The organism is Xinfangfangia pollutisoli, from assembly GCF_020179405.1.
In the GTDB taxonomy this organism is placed as follows: Bacteria; Pseudomonadota; Alphaproteobacteria; order Rhodobacterales; family Rhodobacteraceae; genus Pseudogemmobacter; species Pseudogemmobacter pollutisoli.
In genome coordinates this window covers 1-18,692 of the sequence record NZ_JAICBZ010000052.1, presented here as the reverse complement: position 1 = coordinate 18,692, position 18,692 = coordinate 1, and the positions used below count along the sequence as shown (strand labels likewise).

General features: G+C 68.3%; 14 protein-coding genes. 11 read left to right on the top strand and 3 right to left on the bottom strand.

What is annotated here, in order from left to right:
- Positions 1 to 17 precede the first annotated feature (17 nt).
- The 3 genes from K1Y73_RS14685 to K1Y73_RS14675 all read left to right on the top strand — a co-directional run bounded on the left by K1Y73_RS14685 (position 18) and on the right by K1Y73_RS14675 (position 3,878).
- Positions 18 to 1,397, top strand: a complete 1,380-nt coding sequence (locus K1Y73_RS14685) for an aldehyde dehydrogenase family protein (protein WP_225029059.1) — start codon at positions 18 to 20, stop codon at positions 1,395 to 1,397.
- Position 1,398: 1 nt separating this feature from the next.
- A complete protein-coding gene (locus K1Y73_RS14680) occupies positions 1,399 to 2,559 on the top strand; it encodes an iron-containing alcohol dehydrogenase (RefSeq protein ID WP_225029058.1) in 1,161 nt (386 codons plus the stop codon).
- A gap of 77 nt (positions 2,560 to 2,636) precedes the next feature.
- Positions 2,637 to 3,878: an NAD(P)/FAD-dependent oxidoreductase gene (locus K1Y73_RS14675; protein WP_225029057.1), complete on the top strand. Its 1,242-nt coding sequence runs from the start codon at positions 2,637 to 2,639 to the stop codon at positions 3,876 to 3,878.
- 65 nt (positions 3,879 to 3,943) lie between these two features.
- Here K1Y73_RS14675 and K1Y73_RS14670 read toward each other — a convergent pair whose 3' ends face one another.
- Positions 3,944 to 4,603, bottom strand: coding sequence for a TerC family protein (locus K1Y73_RS14670; RefSeq protein WP_225029056.1), 660 nt, complete (start codon positions 4,601 to 4,603; stop codon positions 3,944 to 3,946).
- A gap of 202 nt (positions 4,604 to 4,805) precedes the next feature.
- On the opposite strand from K1Y73_RS14670, the gene K1Y73_RS14665 reads away from it, so the two are divergent.
- Entirely contained in the window at positions 4,806 to 6,170 is a 1,365-nt protein-coding gene (locus K1Y73_RS14665; RefSeq protein ID WP_225029055.1) for a phospholipase D-like domain-containing protein, read from the top strand.
- Positions 6,167 to 6,892 (top strand): endonuclease/exonuclease/phosphatase family protein, encoded by a 726-nt coding sequence (locus tag K1Y73_RS14660; RefSeq protein WP_225029054.1) that lies wholly within the window; start codon positions 6,167 to 6,169, stop codon positions 6,890 to 6,892. The genes K1Y73_RS14665 and K1Y73_RS14660 overlap by 4 nt, the downstream gene beginning before the upstream one ends.
- 131 nt (positions 6,893 to 7,023) lie before the next feature.
- Here the strand turns inward: K1Y73_RS14660 and K1Y73_RS14655 are convergent, their stop codons facing one another.
- Entirely contained in the window at positions 7,024 to 8,115 is a 1,092-nt protein-coding gene (locus K1Y73_RS14655) for a cupin domain-containing protein (RefSeq protein WP_225029053.1), read from the bottom strand.
- Between the two features lie 139 nt (positions 8,116 to 8,254).
- Between K1Y73_RS14655 and K1Y73_RS14650 the strand changes: the two genes are divergently transcribed.
- The 4 genes from K1Y73_RS14650 (at position 8,255) to K1Y73_RS14635 (ending at position 15,012) form a co-directional block, all read left to right on the top strand.
- Positions 8,255 to 10,546, top strand: a complete 2,292-nt coding sequence (locus K1Y73_RS14650; protein ID WP_225029052.1) for an NADP-dependent malic enzyme — start codon at positions 8,255 to 8,257, stop codon at positions 10,544 to 10,546.
- Positions 10,547 to 10,889: 343 nt separating this feature from the next.
- Positions 10,890 to 12,782 carry a propionyl-CoA synthetase gene (locus tag K1Y73_RS14645; RefSeq protein WP_225029051.1) on the top strand — a complete coding sequence of 631 codons (1,893 nt, stop codon included), beginning with the start codon at positions 10,890 to 10,892 and terminating at the stop codon, positions 12,780 to 12,782.
- A gap of 116 nt (positions 12,783 to 12,898) precedes the next feature.
- Positions 12,899 to 13,489: a hypothetical protein gene (locus K1Y73_RS14640; RefSeq protein ID WP_225029050.1), complete on the top strand. Its 591-nt coding sequence runs from the start codon at positions 12,899 to 12,901 to the stop codon at positions 13,487 to 13,489.
- On the top strand, positions 13,486 to 15,012 hold the full coding sequence (locus tag K1Y73_RS14635) for a sigma-54-dependent transcriptional regulator (protein ID WP_225029049.1): 1,527 nt from the start codon (positions 13,486 to 13,488) through the stop codon (positions 15,010 to 15,012). Before K1Y73_RS14640 ends, K1Y73_RS14635 begins: the two co-directional genes overlap by 4 nt.
- Before the next feature lie 90 nt (positions 15,013 to 15,102).
- Here the strand turns inward: K1Y73_RS14635 and K1Y73_RS14630 are convergent, their stop codons facing one another.
- Positions 15,103 to 15,867 (bottom strand): NAD kinase, encoded by a 765-nt coding sequence (locus K1Y73_RS14630; protein ID WP_225029048.1) that lies wholly within the window; start codon positions 15,865 to 15,867, stop codon positions 15,103 to 15,105.
- Positions 15,868 to 16,060: 193 nt separating this feature from the next.
- Here K1Y73_RS14630 and glyA point away from each other — a divergent pair, with 193 nt between their 5' ends.
- Positions 16,061 to 17,356, top strand: a complete 1,296-nt coding sequence (gene glyA / locus K1Y73_RS14625) for a serine hydroxymethyltransferase (RefSeq protein ID WP_225029047.1) — start codon at positions 16,061 to 16,063, stop codon at positions 17,354 to 17,356.
- Between the two features lie 102 nt (positions 17,357 to 17,458).
- Positions 17,459 to 18,692: MFS transporter (locus K1Y73_RS14620; protein WP_225029046.1), on the top strand; the 1,234-nt coding region annotated here is incomplete at its 3' end.

Below are 18,692 nucleotides of genomic sequence, written 5' to 3'. Positions count from 1 at the left end.
CGCACAAAGGTGAGACGATGAAACCCATTCAACTGATCTCCCCGGTCGATGGCCGGGTCTATGCCGAGCGGATCCCGCTGGCCCCCGAGGCGGCGGAAGCGACCGTTTCCCGCGCGCGCAAGGCGCAGAAGGCCTGGGCGGCGCGCCCGCTGGCCGAGCGGATCGCCCTGGTTCAGGCCGGCGTCGCGCGGCTGAACGAGATGAAGGATCTCGTGGTCGAGGAACTGGCCTGGCAGATGGGCCGCCCGACCCGCTTCGGCGGTGAATATGGCGGGGTGAACGCCCGCACCGACTATATGGCCTCGATCGCCGCCGAAACGCTGGCGCCGCATGTGATTGAAGATTCCAGCGCCTTCCGCCGCTATATCGCGCGCGAAGCCCTGGGCGTCGTCTTCATCGTCGCGCCCTGGAACTATCCCTACCTGACCACGATCAACACCCTGGTGCCTGCCCTGATCGCCGGCAATGCGGTGGTGCTGAAGGCCTCGTCGCAGACACTTCTGTCGGGCGAACGGCTGGCCGAGGCCTTCCATGCCGCCGGGATCCCCGAGGATGTGTTCCAGAATGTGGTGCTGGACCATGGCACCACCGAAAAGCTGATCGGGGCGCGGGCCTTCGATTTCGTGAACTTCACCGGCTCGGTCGGCGGCGGCCGGGCGATGGAGCGGGCGGCTGCGGGCACTTTCACGCCTTTGGGGCTGGAACTGGGGGGCAAGGATCCGGGCTATGTCCGCGCCGATGCCAATCTGGACGCAGCGGTCGACACGCTGATGGACGGGGCGATGTTCAACTCGGGGCAGTGCTGCTGCGGGATCGAGCGGATTTACGTTCACGACAGCCTGTTCGACGCCTTCACCGAAAAGGCCGCGGCCTGGGTCAATGCGCTGAAGCTGGGCAACCCGTTCGACCCTGACACCACGCTTGGCCCGATGGCCAACAAGCGCTTCGCCGCCGTGGTGCGCGACCAGATCGCCGAGGCCCTGGCCAAGGGCGCAACGCCGCTGATCGACCCCAAGACCTTTGCCGCCGATGATGGCGGCGCCTATCTGGCCCCGCAGGTTCTGATCGATGTCGACCATTCGATGAAGGTGATGACCGAGGAAAGCTTCGGCCCCGTCGTCGGCATCATGCGGGTCAAGGACGATGCCGAGGCGATCGCGCTGATGAACGACTCGCCCTATGGCCTGACCGCCTCGGTCTGGACGCAGGATTACGACACGGCTGCCGACTTGGGCGCGCAGATCGAAACCGGCACGGTGTTCATGAACCGCGCCGACTATCTTGACCCGGCGCTGTGCTGGACCGGCTGCAAGGATACCGGCCGCGGCGGCAGCCTGTCCTATCTGGGCTACCATTCGGTGACCCGCGCGAAATCCTATCATCTCAAGAAGGTGTGACATGTCTCACGGCGTTCCCAACCGGAACTGGTCCTATCCGACCGCGATCAAATTCGGCGTGGGCCGGCTGGCCGAACTGGCCGAGCATGCCAAGGCCGCGGGGCTGACCAAGCCCCTTCTGGTCACCGACAAGGCGCTGGCCTATCTGCCCATCGCCTCGGAAGCCTTGGACGTCCTGGACAAGGCGGGCCTGGGCCGGGCGATGTTCTCGGATGTCGATCCGAACCCGAACGAGAAGAACATGGCCGACGGCATCGACGCCTTCCTGAAGGGCGGCCATGACGGGGTGATCTGCTTCGGCGGCGGCTCGGCCCTGGATCTGGGCAAGATGATCGCGCTGATGGCCAGGCAGAAGCCGGGCCTGTCGGTCTGGGATCTGGAAGATGTCGACGATTGGTGGACGCGTGCCGATGCCGATGCCATCGCACCGATCATCGCCGTGCCCACCACCGCCGGCACCGGCTCGGAAGTCGGGCGCGCGGGCGTGCTGACCAATTCCGAGACCCACAAGAAGAAGATCATCTTCCACCCGGCGCTGATGCCGAAGGTCACGATCTGCGATCCGGCCCTGACCGTGGGCATGCCCAAGTTCATCACCGCCGGCACCGGCATGGATGCGCTGGCCCATTGCCTTGAGGCCTATTGCAGCCCGTTCTACCATCCGATGAGCCAGGGCATCGCGCTGGAAGGCATGCGGCTGGTGTTCGAAAACCTGCCCAAGGTCTATGCCGATCCGAACGACCTGATGGCGCGCGGCCATATGATGAGTGCCGCGGCCATGGGCGCGGTCGCGTTCCAGAAGGGCCTTGGCGCGATCCATTCGCTGTCCCATCCGATCGGCGCGGTCTATGGCACCCATCACGGCACCACCAATGCGGTGGTGATGCCCATGGTGCTGGATTTCAACCGCCCGGCCATCGAGGACCGGATCAAGGCCGCCGCCGCCTATCTGGGCATCGAAGGCGGGTTTGACGGCTTCCGCGCCGCGGTGATGGAATTGCGCAAGACGCTGGCCATCCCGGAAACCCTGACCGCGCTGGGGGTGAAGGATCCCGATCTGGCGCTGTTGACGGAAATGGCGCTGGAAGACCCGTCCTGCGGCGGCAATCCGATCGAGATGACGGCGGAAAACACCCGCGCCCTGTTCGAGGCCTGCCTGTAAGGGCCGGCCAGCGTCGCAGCCTTCGGCCTTCCGTCCAAGCGGCGGAAGGCCGAAGGCACTTAAGGAGCATCGCGAAGATGACCCGCCACCACACCACCGAAATCGCCGTGATCGGCGCCGGCGTCATCGGCCTGGCCGTGGCCGAACGGCTGCTGGCCGAGGGCCGGACGGTCACGCTGATCGACCCGGGCGATCCGGGCATGGGCGCCAGCTACGGCAATGCCGGCACGATTGCCGATTATGCCGTGGCCCCGGTCGGCACGCCCGACGTGCTGACCGCGCTGCCCTCGCTGCTTTTGAACCGCAATTCGCCCCTGGCGATCCGCCATGCCGGGCTGCCGGCGCTGCTGCCCTGGCTGTTGCGCTTTGCCCGCCAGTCGCTGCCGGGCCCGGCCGCGCGCAATGCCGCGGCCATCGCGGCGCTGCTGAAGGGGGCGGGGCCGCTGTGGCAGGACCTTGCCGCCCGGATTGGTGCCACGCAGATCCTGCATCCGCGCGGCTGCCTGTATCTTTACGGCAGCCCGGCCGAAGCCGCCCGGGCCGAAGCCGAAATGGCCCGCCGCCGGGCGCTGGGCGTGTCGGTCCGGGTGATCGACGGCACTGAGCTGGCGCAGCTGGAGCCCGGCCTGCCGCCCCTTGCGGGCGCCGCCTTCTTTCCCGATGCGATCTTCCTGGATGATCCCGGCGCGATGATGCAGGCGTTGGCCGCGAAGGTGCTGACCGGGGCCGAGCATTTGCGCTTTGCCGCAACCGCCCTGTCGCGCGGCCCCGATGGGGTTGCGGTGACCGGCCCCGGTTTCCAGCTGAAGGCGCGCCGGGTGGTGCTGGCCGCCGGCGCCCATTCCCGCGCCTTGGCCCGGATGGCGGGCGACGCGATCCCCTTGGACACCGAACGCGGCTACCATGTCGAATGGGACATGCAGGCGCCGCTTCTGACCCGCCCCTCCTGCGTCATGGCGCGCGGCTTCTACCTGTGCCCGATGAAGGGGCGCCTGCGCGCCGTGGGCACGGTGGAACTGGGCGGGCTGACCGCGCCGCCCTCGGCGCACCGGATTGCCAAACTGGTGGAAGGTGCGCGCAGCGTCTTTCCCGACCTGCCCGCCACGCCCGACCGCAGCTGGATGGGCTTCCGCCCCTCGATCCCCGACAGTGTGCCGGTGATCGGCGCCTCGCGCGGGGGGGCGGATGTGATCCATGCCTTCGGCCATGGCCATCTGGGCGTGACGCTGGCGCCGGTGACGGCGGGGCTGGTGGCCGATCTGCTGGCCGGCCGGACGCCTGGGCGCAGCATGGACGCCTGCCTGCCCACAAGGTTCTGACCCGACACAGAAAAAGGCCGCGGAACCCTGGTTCCGCGGCCTTTTCGTGTCTTCCCCTTAGGGCATCACAGCATGCCGACGACCAGCGGTTCGACCTCGTGCCAGCCTTCCCAGATCATCTTCAGCGCCACATAGACGATGATCAAGAGGCCGATATAGGCGATCCAGCGGTGCTTGTTCAGCAGCCGGGCGATGAAGCTGGCGGCGATCCCCATCAGCGCGATCGACAGCGCCAGGCCGATGATCAGCACGGTCGGATGTTCGCGCGCGGCCCCGGCCACGGCCAGGACGTTGTCAAGGCTCATCGAGATGTCGGCGATGACGATCTGCCAGGCCGCCTGGGCAAAGGTCTTGCGCGGCGCGCCGCCGGCCACGGTGCCATCGGCGTTCAGGTCCTGATCGCTCAGCGCCTCGGTCGCGGCGTGATGGTCTTCCGCGCCCCCCGCGCGCAGCTCGCGCCACATCTTCCAGCACACCCACAGAAGCAGGATGCCGCCCGCCAGCAGAAGGCCGACAATGGCCAGAAGATGGGTGGTGATCAGCGCAAAGCCGATCCGCAGCACGGTGGCGGCCAGGATCCCGATCAGAATCGCCTTGCCGCGCTGTTCCTTGGGCAGGCCTGCAGCGGCCAACCCGATCACGATGGCATTGTCACCGGCCAAGACAAGGTCGATGCCGATGACCTGCAGAAGGGCGATGAAGCCCTCATATGTAAAGATTTCCATGATGTCCCTGTTCCGGTTGGTCCGGTCCGTCCACCCGCGCCGATCCCGGCCAGAACCGGCAACGACGCAAGGCATTTCGCCGCTACCTAGGCAGCGTCCCGCCCGCCCGCAAGGCAACCCGGCCCAGAAACTGCGGTTGCGGCAAAAATTTCCGTCCCCGTGCGCTCTTGGCCGCGGGCCGGGGCCCGGCTAGCATCCGGGAATGATCCTGTTTCTGGAACACCTTCTGGTCGTCCTGGGCGTGCTTCTGGTCGCGCTGGCGATGATCCTGGTGCTGCAGCCGCGGCGCACCCCGCAATCGGCCGTGGCCTGGATCCTGTTCATCATCGCCCTGCCCTACCTGGCGGTGCCGCTGTTCCTGACGCTGGGCTTTCGCAAGCAGCGCCGCCGCGCCGAACAGATCCGCTTCGCCGCCGAACCCGAGACGATGCTGGACCCCGCACCGCCCCAGGCGGCGCAGCTGTTTCGCAGCTTGGGCGGTTCGGCCGTCACCACCGGCAACCGCTTTCGGCTGCATGCCAGCCCCGAGGTGGCCGGCACGGCGCTGCAAGACATGATCGGCCAGGCCGAACGCCAGATCGAAGTGCTGCTTTACATTCTTGCCGACGATGCCAGCGGCCGCGCCTTCGTGCGCGCGCTGACCGAACGCGCCGCGGCCGGGGTGACGGTGCGCCTGGCGCTGGACCGCTTCGCCACCTTCCTCAACCGCCCGCGCGCCGATCTGCGCCGCTTCGTGCAGGCGGGGGGCGAATTGCGCTTCGTCTCGCCGGTTCTGGCGCTGCGCGGGGCCGGAGGGCTGAACCTGCGCAACCACCGCAAGCTGGTGGTGGTCGACGGGATCCGGGTCTGGGCCGGCGGGCGCAATGTGGCAGATGCCTATTTCCGCCCCGATCACCGGCCCAGCTGGCTGGATCTCAGCTTCAGCGCCGAAGGCCCGATCGCCCGCGCCTGGGCCGAGGTCTTCGCGGCCGACTGGCACCTGGCCGGCGGCCCGCTGCTGGAACCGCCCCCGCCCCTTGCCAGCACCACCGGCGCCCAGGCGCTGCAACTGGTGCCCGCAGGCCCCGACGAATCGCGCGACGTGTTGCATGACGGGCTGGTCTCGGCCATCCACCGCGCCGAAAGCCGGGTCTGGATCGCCACGCCCTATTTCGTCCCGACCGAGATGCTGGCGCTTGCGCTGGCCACGGCGGCGCGGGCCGGGCGCGATGTGCGCATCCTTCTGCCCGAGAAGTCGAACCAATGGACGGCCGATCTGGCCCGCGGCGCCTACTTGCGCGAAATGGCGCGGGCCGGCTGCCGGATCCTGCGCTTCCAGCCCGGGATGATGCATGCCAAGGCCGGGCTGATCGACGATTGGGGCTGGATCGGCTCGGCGAATTTCGATGTCCGCTCGATGCTGCTGAATTTCGAGACCGTGTTGATGGCCTATGACGCAACCAGCGCCGCCGCGCTGGAAGACTGGTTCGAGGGCCTTCTGCCGCTTTGCGCCGAGGGCCTGCATTCCGCCCCCCTGCCCCGCCGCCTGGTCGAGGGCATCTTCCGCCTCGGAGCCCCGATCCTGTGACCGATCCCGTCCCGCTGCGCATCGCCACCTGGAACATCCGCAAGGCCATGGGCACCGACCGGCGCCGCGATCCCGACCGGGTGATGCAGGTGATCGGCCAGCTCGCCCCCGATATCATGCTGCTGCAAGAGGCCGATTTCCGCCTGCCGCCGCGCCCGCCCGTGCTGCTTGCGCCCAGGATCCAGGCCGAGACCGGCCTTCTGCCCGCCCGGTTCGAGCATGGCCGCACCAGCCTGGGCTGGCATGGCAACGCGCTTCTGACCGCGCCCGGTGTCACGGTCGAGGATCTGCGCCATCACGACCTGCCGGGGGTCGAGCCGCGCGGCTTTGTCGAGGCGGTGCTGGCCAAGGGCACGGCGCGGCTGCGGGTGCTGGGGGTGCATCTGGGCCTGCTGCGCACCTCGCGCCGGGCGCAGCTGTCGGCGATCCTGTCCAGCCTGGCCCAAGGCCCGGCCCTGCCCACGCTGATCGCGGGCGATTTCAACGAACGCTCGCTGAAGGTCGGGCTCGGCCGGCTGGCGCCGGGCTTCCGCATCCTGTCGGGCGGGCCGACCTGGCACGCCCGCGCGCCGGTCTTCGCGCTGGACCGCATCGCCGTCAGCCCGGAATTCGCCGCCCTCTCCGGCGCCCAGGCGCTGCGCAGCGGCCTGACCGCGCTGGCCTCGGACCATCTGCCCTTGGTGGCCGATCTGAGCCTGCCCGCAGCCAGCCCCGCCCCCTGACCTGCCCAAGCAAGTTTCATCTGTCTAAAAATATCCTCGGGGGGCGAGCCCCGGTTTCTCCACCGGTTCGAGAAACCGGTGGCGAGGGGGGCAGACAGCCCCCCGGCGCCAGCCAGAAAGCGCGCCCCGCCTCAGGGCGCCGGCACGACCTCGGTCACCGGATCGGCCGGCAGCGCCACTTCCAGGATCTCCAGATCGTCCGAGACCTCGGCAAAGCGCGTCGCCATCCCGGGCGGGATGACATAGGCGTCGCCCGGCCCCAGGCGGAACGGGTCTTTCCCCTCGCCCATCAGCACCATGCCGCCCGTCATCACGAAGCCGAACAGGATGTCGCCGGCATGGCGCACCCAAGGCGCCTCAGCGCGGCCATCGGGCCGCGCCACCATCACCCCTGCCACGCCCTTGGTGTGTTCGGCAATCGTGGTGTCGCGCGCCACGAAGCCCGGGATGCGCCAGGGCCGGAACTGACCCTCGCGTCCGACCGAATGCACGAAACGCTGGCCCTCCCATTCGCGCTCGGGGCGGAAATGCGGGCTGGGCAAGGTCATCTCATGGTCGATCTCGGTGATATGCTCGGCCGGCACCCCGATTTCGATCACCTCGATGCCGTCGCCCGATTCCAGCACCCGGTGGCGGATCTGCGGCGGCTGGATGAAGCAGTCGCCGGCATGCAGCCGGCGGATCCCGCCCTGATCCTCGTACAGCACATCGACCCAGCCATGGATGCAGAAGATCAGCTGGAAGCCGACCTTGTGGAAATGCACCATGTCCGGCACCTTGCCATCGGGCACGCGGATGTGGCTGGCGATCATCGCGCCCCCCAGGCGACTTGGCACCAGATCGCGATACATCATCCCCGCCCGCCCGATCACCCAAGGGGCCTGATCGGCCAGCCGGCGGACGACGAAGGCATGTTCGGTCTGGGGCAGCACCAGCGGCGGGTCCAATTCGTCGATCTCGACCTGCGCGCCGCCCGGCGCCACCAGCGCGCGCGCGCCATCGGCAAAGGCCTCGGGCGTCTCGGTCAGGATCCGCAGCCGCACCGGCGCGCCCGGCCCCTCTTCCAGCCGCAGCCGCAGCCCATGGCCCGACACCACCGCCACCGCCGGATTGTCGGCCGGATAGATCATGTCCAGCCGCATCCCCAGCACCTTGGTGAAAAAGGGCAGATCCTCTCGCAGACTGGTCGTCGGCACTTGAATCTCGGCCCGGGTTTGCGTCATGTCGATCTCTCCGCTTTGATCGCAGCATGCGGCGACGGGGGCCGGATTTGCAAGCCGGCCGAGAAAGAGTTGTGGATCGCCGCAGCTTGGCGCGGCGTTATAGATGGTTTAAGGTTGAACCATCCTATGGGAGGGTGTCATGAGCGAAGACCGCCACGACGAGGCCCGCGCCGCGACGCGGCAGGCCGCGCTGGATTACCACGAATACCCGAAGCCCGGGAAGCTGGAGATCCGCGCCACCAAGCCGCTGGCCAATGGCCGCGACCTGTCGCGCGCCTATTCGCCCGGCGTGGCCGAGGCCTGCCTGGAAATCCAGGCCGATCCCGCCACCGCCTCGCGCTATACCTCGCGCGGGAATCTGGTCGCTGTGGTGTCAAACGGCACCGCCGTGCTGGGCCTGGGCAATATCGGCGCGCTGGCGTCGAAGCCGGTGATGGAAGGCAAGGCGGTCCTGTTCAAGAAATTCGCCAATATCGACTGTTTCGACATCGAGGTGAACGAACCCGACCCGTATAAACTGGCCGATATCGTCTGCGCGCTGGAGCCGACCTTCGGCGCGGTGAACCTGGAAGACATCAAGGCGCCGGATTGTTTCATCGTTGAACAAATCTGCCGCGAGCGGATGAACATCCCGGTTTTCCACGATGACCAGCATGGTACGGCCATCGTCGTGGGCGCGGCCGCCACCAATGCGCTGATCGTCGCCGAAAAGCGCTTCGACCAGATCAAGGTTGTCTCGACCGGCGGCGGCGCGGCCGGCATCGCCTGCCTTGAGATGCTGGTGAAGCTGGGCGTGCGGCGCGAGAATATCTGGCTCTGCGACCTGGCCGGCCTGGTCTATCACGGCCGGACCGAGCAGATGACGCCGCAAAAGGCCAATTTCGCCCAAGGGCACCAGTCCGGCACGCTGGATCAGGTGATCGCGGGGGCGGATCTGTTCCTGGGCCTGTCGGGCCCCGGGGTGCTGACGCCCGCGATGGTGGCGAAGATGGCGCCGAAACCCATCGTCTTCGCGCTGGCCAATCCGACGCCGGAAATCCTGCCCGACCAGGTCCGCTCGGTCGCGCCCGATGCGATCATCGCCACCGGCCGCAGCGACTTTCCCAACCAGGTCAACAACGTTCTGTGCTTCCCCTTCATCTTCCGCGGCGCGCTGGATATCGGCGCGACCACGATCAACAAGGAAATGGAGCTGGCCTGTATCGAAGGCATCGCGGCGCTGGCCCGTGCCACCACCTCGGCCGAGGCGGCGGCGGCCTATCACGGCGAGACGCTGACCTTCGGCCCCGACTACCTGATCCCCAAACCCTTCGACCCGCGGCTGATCGGCGTCGTCGCCAAGGCGGTGGCCAAGGCCGGCATGGCAACCGGCATCGCCTCGCGCCCGATCAGCGACCTGGAAGCCTATAAGGAACGGCTGAACGGCTCGGTGTTCAAATCGGCGCTGATCATGCGGCCGGTCTTCGAAGCCGCCCGCCAGGCCACCCGCCGGATCATCTTTGCCGAGGGCGAGGATGAACGCGTGCTGCGCGCCGCCAATGCGATGCTGGAAGAAACCACCGACAAGCCGATCCTGATCGGCCGGCCCGAGGTCATGGCCACCCGGGCCGAGCGCGCCGGCCTGCCGATCCGCCCCGACCGCGATTTCGAGATCGTGAACCCGGAAAGCGACGGCCGCTATCGCGATTACTGGTCGACCTATCACGAGCTGATGGAACGCCGCGGCGTCACGCCCGACATCGCCCGCACCGTACTGCGCACCAATTCCACCGCCATCGCGGCGATCGCGGTGCATCGGGGCGATGCGGAAAGCATGATCTGCGGCACCTATGGCGAATATTCCTGGCACCTGCGCTATGTGCGCGAGATCCTGGCCCGCGGCGGTCTGCGCCCCCAGGGCGCGCTGTCGCTGATGATCCAGGAAGAGGGCCCGCTTTTCATCGCCGACACGCATGTGAACGCGGCCCCCACGCCCGAACAGATCGCCGACAGCGCCATCGGCGCCGCCCGGCATGTGCGCCGCTTCGGCCTGGCGCCGAAGGTCGCGCTGTGTTCGCATTCGAATTTCGGCAATCTCGACAGCGATTCCGGGCGGCGGATGCGGGCGGCGCTGGAAATCCTCGACGTGCAAGAGGTGAATTTCGAATATGAAGGCGAGATGAGCACCGATGCGGCGCTGGACCCCGAGCTGCGGGCGCGGATCTTCCCGAATTCGCGGCTGAACGGGGCGGCCAATATCCTGATCTTCGGCTTCACCGATGCGGCCAATGCGGCGCGCAACATCCTGAAGCTGCGCGCCGGCGGGCTGGAGGTCGGGCCGATCCTGATGGGCATGGGCAACCGCGCCCACGTGGTCACCCCCTCGATCACCACGCGCGGGTTGTTGAACATGTCGGCCATCGCCGGCACGCCCGTCGCCCATTACAGCTAGACAGCCAGGCCACGCCCCCAAAAGGCCTGCCGCCTTCCTCTCTGCAAAAATATCCCGGGGGCCCGGGGGCAGCGCCCCCGGCGCCTGCCCCAAGCGCCAACGCCCGGGGTGAGTCGCCGGCACCTCTTCGCAACCTCTCGCGGAAAATTTGCAAATCCGGCCCCACTTCGCCGCGAACTTGCCAGCAGGCGGGGCTTTGCAAAACTTCGCATCCGGATTCTCCGCATTTCTGCAAAGATTTTGCCCAAGCGCCCGACCGTTTCCGGTAACGGCGTTGCGTCAGCCCGCGGACCTGCCGTAACACAAAGAGCGCCTTGGAGGGGCAGCAAGGGGGAGGGCTGTGATGGGTTACGCGGATATTTATGGCAAGTGGAAGGCCGATCCCGATGGGTTCTGGATGGATGCCGCCGGCGCGATCGACTGGACCAAACGCCCCACGGCCGCGCTGAACGACAGCCGCGCGCCCCTGTATGAATGGTTCACCGACGGGATGATGAACACCTGCTGGAACGCGGTCGACCGCCATGTGCAGGCGGGCCGCGGCAATCAGCTGGCGATCATCCATGACAGCCCGGTCACCCATCTGAAAAAGGGCATCACCTACAAGGAATTGCAAAGCCGCGTCGCCAGCCTTGCCGGGGCCTTGCGCGCCAAGGGCGTGGAAAAGGGCGACCGCGTCATCATCTACATGCCGATGATCCCCGAAGCGCTGGAGGCGATGCTGGCCTGCGCCCGTCTGGGCGCCATCCATTCGGTGGTCTTCGGCGGGTTCGCCGCCAATGAACTGGCGGTGCGGATCGACGATTGCACGCCGAAGGCGATCATCGCCGCCTCCTGCGGGATCGAGCCGAACCGGATCGTGCATTACAAGCCGCTGCTCGACGCCGCCATCGACGCGGCGAAGCACAAGCCCGATTTCTGCGTGATCTTCCAGCGCGAGCAGGAAGTGGCCAAGCTGACCGAAGGCCGCGATGTGGCCTGGCACACGTTCCAATACGGGGTGGAGCCCGCCGATTGCGTGCCGGTGGAAGGCAACCACCCGGCCTATATCCTGTATACCTCGGGCACGACCGGCGCGCCCAAGGGCGTGGTGCGCCCGACCGCGGGCCATGCGGTGGCGCTGATGTGGACCATGCGCGCGATCTATGATTGCGGCCCGGGCGATGTGTTCTGGGCGGCCTCGGATGTGGGCTGGGTCGTGGGGCACAGCTATATCTGTTATGGCCCGCTGCTGGCCGGCTGCACCACCGTGGTCTTCGAAGGCAAGCCGATCGGCACGCCCGATGCCGGCACCTTCTGGCGCGTGGTCTCGGAGAACAAGGTAAAGGTCCTGTTCACCGCGCCCACCGCGCTGCGCGCGATCAAGCGCGAGGATCCGGCCGGCGAATTCGTCACCGAATACAACATGAAGACGCTGAAGACGCTGTATCTGGCCGGCGAACGCGCCGATCCCGATACGATCCTTTGGGCGCAGCGGCATCTGAAGGTGCCGGTGATCGACCATTGGTGGCAGACCGAGACCGGCTGGGCCATTGCCGCGAACCCGATGGGGATCGAGCCGCTGCCGGTCAAGATCGGCTCGCCTTCGGTGGCGATGCCCGGCTTCGACGTTCAGGTGCTGGACGAGGGCGGCCATCCGGTCAGCCCCGGCACGCTGGGTGCCATCGCCGTCAAGTTGCCGCTGCCGCCCGGCACGCTGCCCACGCTGTGGAATGCCGAAGCGCGGTTTCGCAAAAGTTACCTCGACCACTTCCCCGGCTATTACGAGACGGGGGATGCCGGTTACGTGGACGAGGATGGCTATCTCTACATCATGGCCCGCACCGATGACGTGATCAACGTCGCGGGCCATCGCCTATCGACCGGCGCAATGGAGGAAGTCCTGTCCAGCCACAGCGATGTGGCTGAGTGTGCCGTGATCGGTGTGTCGGACGAGTTGAAGGGCCAGTCGCCCCTGGGCTTCCTCTGCCTGAACAAGGGGGCCAACCGCGTTCCGGCCGATGTGGTCAAGGAATGCGTGGCCCTGATGCGCGAAAGGATCGGCCCGGTGGCCGATTTCAAGCGCGCTCTGGTGGTGGACCGCCTGCCCAAGACCCGCTCGGGCAAGATCCTGCGCGGGACCATGGTCAAGATCGCAGACGGGCACGACTGGAAGATGCCCGCCACGATCGACGACCCGGCGATCCTGGATGAAATCGCCGCGGCGCTGCGCGGGATCGGGCTGGCGAAAGGCTAGGCGCGCGAAACCCCAAGACCGGCGCGCCGGCGCCGGTCAGGATCTGGACTTGCCGTCGCCCTGATGGCAGCCTAGGCCGCATTGGCATCTGGCGCGCCTCGGGGATTGGACGGCACATGAGTTCACGCAGACGCGGCGATCGTCCTGCGCCTTCCCAGGGCGGGACGCCCGAGATCATCTCGGGCGCGCTGTTTCGGCTGCGCAGCGGGCTGGCCGATCTGGCGCAGCATCTGCAGGGCGAAGACCGCAAGGACCTGACGGCGGCCAGTGCCGCGCTGGAGCGCATCGTCGCGCGGCGCGATGCCGACCGGCCGCCGCCCGAGGACGATCCGACACGGCTGCAGCGGCTGCTGGAGCTGGCCGGGCCGCAGGACGCGCCCGAGCTTCTGCGCCGCATCCGCACCGATCTGGACAGCGCGGCGCGGCAGATCGAGCTGGCGCTGCCGCAGGATGACCGGGCGGCCCTGCGCGCGGCCAGCCATGTGCTGATCGCCGTCGGCGGATCGGTGGGCGCGCTGCGTCTGGCCAGTGCGGCGCGCACGCTGAACACCGCCGCCCATGCCGAGGCGCAGCCCGGCGCCGGATCTGCGTCCGGCGCGGCCCCCGGGTCCGATCCGGAAACCCTTGCCGGGCTTGCCCAGCCGGTCCTGGCGGCGGTGGCGCAACTGTCCTGCCGGCTGGCCAGTCTGCAGCACGAGCGATCATGACCCCGCCCCCCGCCCCTACCCCGCCCGTCTCTGCCGGCCCGCCCGGGCTGTTGCTGATCGAGGACACGCCCTCGCTGCAGATGGTCTACCGCTCGGTCCTGACCGCGGCGGGGTTTTCGGTGCAGGTCGCCTCGACCGCGGCCGAGGGGATGCGGCTGTTCCGCGCCACTCTGCCGCCGGTCGTGCTGCTGGACCTGATGCTGCCCGATGCCGACGGGATCACGCTGCTGGACCAGATGCTGGCGCGCGCGCCCGACACCTGCATCGTGGTGATGACCGCCCATGGCTCGGTCGACCGCGCCGTCGCGGCGATGCGGGCGGGCGCGCATGACTTTCTGCTGAAACCCTTCGAGGAGACGCGCTTCCTGTCGGCGATCCGGGCCGCCGCCGACGAGGCCAGCCGCCGCGCCCGCGAAACCGGCACGCCCGAGCGCAACCGCCGCCGGCCCGCCGCCGATGTGGCCGCACGGACGGGCTTCATCGGTGCGTCCGAGGCAATGGCGCGGGTGCATCGGGTGATCGCCTCGGTCGCGCGCTCGATGGCCACGGTGTTCATCACCGGCGAAAGCGGCACGGGCAAGGAACTGGCCGCCCTGGCGGTGCATGCGGGATCAGCGCGCGCACAGGGCCCGTTCATCGCGCTGAACTGCGGCGCGATCCCGCCCGATCTGCTGGAATCCGAAGTCTTCGGCCATATGAAGGGCAGTTTCACCGGGGCGATTTCCGACAAGCCGGGTGCCGCCGCCGCGGCCGATGGCGGCACGCTGTTTCTGGACGAGATCTGCGAGATGGCGCCGGCGCTGCAGACCAAGCTGCTGCGCTTCCTGCAGACCTCGACCATCCAGCCCGTGGGGGCGGTGCGGCCGCGCAAGGTGAATGTCCGCATCGTCTGCGCCACCAATCGCGATCCGGTCGAGGCGGTGCGGCGCGGCCAGTTCCGCGAGGATCTGTTCTATCGGCTGTATGTGGTGCCGATCCACATGCCGCCCCTGCGCGATCGCGGCCGCGACGTGGTGGAAATCGCCGCCGCCGCGCTGGACCGTTTCGCCGCCGAAGAGGGCCGCCGCTTCGACGGGCTGTCACCCGAGACCGAGGCCTTCCTTCTGGCGCAGGACTGGCCCGGCAATGTGCGTCAGCTTCTGAACGTGATCCGCAATGTGGTGGTGCTGAACGAGGGCGGGGTGGTGACGCCCGCCATGTTGCCCCTCCTTTTGCAGCAGACACTGGACGAGACGCCGAAGCCGGATCTGGCCCCCCTGCCGCTGGCGGGGCCCGCCGCCGCGGCGGGGATGGCGGGCGGGATGGCCGCAGGGATGGCAGCGGCGGGCCCGGCCCCGGCCGGACTGCCCGCCGGCTGGGACCGGCTGACCCTGGCCGAGATCGAGCGCCGCGCCATCGAGGCCGCGCTTGAGCGCCATGACGGCTCGGTGCCGCGGGCGGCGCGCGATCTGGATATCTCGCCCTCGACGCTTTACCGCAAGCTCGATGCCTGGGGCCGTGGCGTGACGGGCAAGGCCGGGTAGAGGGGGGCTCTGCCCCCCCGGCTGCGCCTCCCCCCGGGATATTTTCGGACAAATGAAGGCCATCCGGGCCGGGAAAGATGTTGGCCGGGATCAGACGAACTGTTCGTTGATCAGCCGCTCTTCCAGCCCATGGCCGGGGTCGAACAGGATGCGATGGGTGACATCCGGCGCCGAGCGCACGGTGACCGAGACCACATCGCGCACCGAGGCGCGGCTGTCGGCATCTGCCATGACCGGGCGTTTTCCGGGCTCCAGCACCTCCAGCCGCACTTCGGCGGTCTTGGGCAAGAGCGCGCCGCGCCAGCGCCGGGGCCGGAAGGCCGCGACCGCCGTCAGCGCCAGCACATCGGCGCCGATCGGCAGGATCGGACCATGGGCCGAGTAATTATAGGCGGTCGAGCCCGCGGGCGTCGCCACCAGCGCGCCGTCGCAGACCAGTTCGGGCAGTCTTTCGCGCCCATCGACCAGCACCCGCAGCTTGGCCGCCTGCGGCCCCTGCCGCAACAGCGCCACTTCGTTGATCGCCAAAGCCTCGGTCACCCGGCCATCGGCATCCTCGGCCAGCATGCGCAGCGAGTTGATCTTCGCCTCTTCCGCCGCCGCCAGCCGTTCGGGCAGATCGGCATCGGAGAAGGCGTTCATCATGAAGCCGATGGTGCCGCGGTTCATCCCGTAGACCGGCAGGTCGCGGGCGACATCGGAATGCAGCGTCTCAAGCATGAAGCCGTCGCCGCCCAGCGCCACGATCACCCGCGCCGCCGCCGGTTCCGCCTGACCATAGCGCGCGATAAGCCGTAACAGCGCTTGCTGCGCCGTCGGCGCCTCGGACGCCGTGAACCTGATCCTGCCCTGCATTCTGCCCTCCGCGCGGCGGCAGCATCACCGCTGCGGCGGCCGAACTCAACCCCGGATACGCGCCCCGCCAAAACCCCGGCCCGCCGGGCGATTTCGCCGCAGCCCGACCTAGCGTCGCTTTCGCGCCTTTCCCCGCGCCCGGTTCCGGTCTAAAACCCCGCCCATCCTCCAGCCATCCGATACGGAGACGTGCATGAACGCCCCCCACCGCGACACCGGCTTCTTCACCGAAGAGCTTTCCTCCCGCGACCCTGACCTGTTCGGTGCCGTCACCTCGGAACTTGGGCGCCAGCGCGAGGAGATCGAGTTGATCGCCTCGGAGAACATCGTCTCGCTGGCTGTGCTGCAGGCGCAGGGCTCGGTCCTGACCAACAAATATGCCGAGGGCTATCCGGGCAAGCGCTATTACGGCGGCTGCCAGTTCGTCGACGTGGCGGAAACCCTGGCGATCGAACGCGCCAAGCAGCTGTTCGGCTGCAACTTCGCCAATGTGCAGCCGAATTCGGGTAGCCAGATGAACCAGGCCGTGTTCCTGGCGCTTCTGAAGCCGGGCGATACGTTCATGGGGCTGGACCTGAATTCGGGCGGCCACCTGACCCATGGCTCGCCGGTCAACATGTCGGGCAAGTGGTTCAACGTGGTGTCCTATGGCGTGCGCGCCCAGGACCAGCGGCTGGACATGGAAGAGGTCCGCGCCAAGGCGCTTGAGACCCGGCCGAAGCTGATCCTGGCCGGCGGCACCGCCTATAGCCGCGAATGGGACTGGGCCGCCTTCCGCGCCATCGCCGATGAGATCGGTGCCTATCTGCATGTCGACATGGCGCATATCGCCGGTCTGGTGGCGGGGGGCGTCCATGCCTCGCCGATCCCGCATGCGCATGTGGTGACGACGACCACCCACAAGTCGCTGCGCGGCCCGCGCGGGGGCATGATCCTGTGCAATGACGAGGATATCGCCAAGAAGATCAACTCGGCGGTGTTCCCCGGCCTGCAGGGCGGCCCGCTGATGCATGTGATCGCCGCCAAGGCCGTGGCCTTCGGCGAGGCGCTGCGGCCGGAATTCAAGGCCTATGCCGCCCAGGTCAAGGCCAATGCCGCGGCGCTGGCGGATGAGCTGATGAAGGGCGGGATCGACATCGTCTCGGGCGGGACCGACAACCATCTGTGCCTGGCCGACCTGCGGCCGAAGAAGGTCACCGGCAAGGCGGCCGAGGCCGCTTTGGGCCGGGCGCATATCACCTGCAACAAGAACGGCGTGCCGTTTGACCCCGAAAAGCCCTTCGTGACCTCGGGCGTGCGCCTGGGCACGCCGGCGGGCACCACCCGCGGCTTCGGCGAGGCCGAGTTCCGCCAGATCGCCCGCTGGATCGTCGAGGTCGTCGACGGGCTGGCCGCGCATGGCGAGGCCGACAATGGCGAGGTCGAGGCCAAGGTGAAGGCCGAGGTCGCAGCGCTGTGCGCCCGCTTCCCGCTGTATCCGACCCTGTAAGACAGATCTGATTTTCGACGAAAATCAGCGGCCCGCGGCGCAAGCCGCGGGCCTTGCGCTTTGCCCGGGCGCTGGTCATTCTGACCCGAAAAAGGGGCAGGGATGCTTGGGTCCACACTTTCGCGTTTCATCGCCGCCAGCGGCCTGACCAATCTGGGCGACGGGATCGCCACGCTGGCCTGGGCCTGGGTGGCGACGCTTTTGACCCGCGATCCGATGCTGATCGCCGCCGTGCCGGTGGCGCTGCGCCTGCCCTGGCCGCTTCTGGCGCTGATCGCGGGGGTGGTGACCGACCGGGTCGACCGCCGGCGGCTGATCCTGGCCATGGATATCCTGCGCGCCGCGGGCTTTGCCGGCGTCGCCCTGGCGCTGCTTCTGGCCCTGCCCCTGCCGCCCGCGCCGGCCGAAGGCCTGGCCTCGGTTCCGGCCTTTGCGGCGCTGATGATCGCGGCCCTGCTGGTCGGCTCGGCCGAGGTGTTTCGCGACAATGCCGCCCAGACCATGCTGCCCGCCCTGGTGCCGCCCGCGCGGCTGGAACAGGCCAATGGCCGGCTGTGGAGCGTGGAACTGATCGGCAATGCGCTGATCGGCCCGGCGCTGGGGGCGCTCTTGATCGGTGCCTTCGTGCCCCTGCCCTTCGCCGTCAATGCGCTGTGCTATGGCTGCGCCGCGATGATCCTGTGGCGGATCGCCGGCAGCTTCCGCCCTGCCGCCTCGGGCGCGCCCCGGCATTGGCGGCGCGAACTGGCCGAGGGGCTGGCCTTCCTGCGCGCCGCGCCGCTTTTGCGCACCCTGGCCTGGCTGACCGGGCTGTGGAACCTGTTCTTCCAGATGGTCATGGTGGCGCTTCTGCTGCATGCGCAAGAGAACCTGGGCATCGAAGCCGAGGCTTACGGGCTGATCCTGGCCGCGGGCGCCCTGGGCGGGATCGCGGGCGGACTTCTGGGCGAGCGGGTGGTGCGCGCCTTGGGCCCGGCGCGGACGGCGCAATGGATGCTGCTCGCCTCGGCCCCGACCTTTGCCGCCATCGCGCTGGTGCCGGGCCCTTGGGCGCTGGCGCTGGTGATGGTGGCGTTCGAATTCACCGGGCTGGTCTGGAACACCGTCTCGGTTTCAACCCGGCAGCGGATGATCCCCGATGCGCTGCTGGGCCGGGTCAATGCGATTTACCGGCTGTTGGCCTGGGGGATGATCCCGCTGGGCCTGGTTCTGTCGGGCCTGACGATGCGGCTGCTGGACGGGCCCCTGCCGCGCGCCCAGGCGCTGGAGGCGCCGTTCTGGATCGCCGCGGCGGGCACCCTTGTGACCGCGGCCCTCGGCTGGGGCGCGCTGGGCC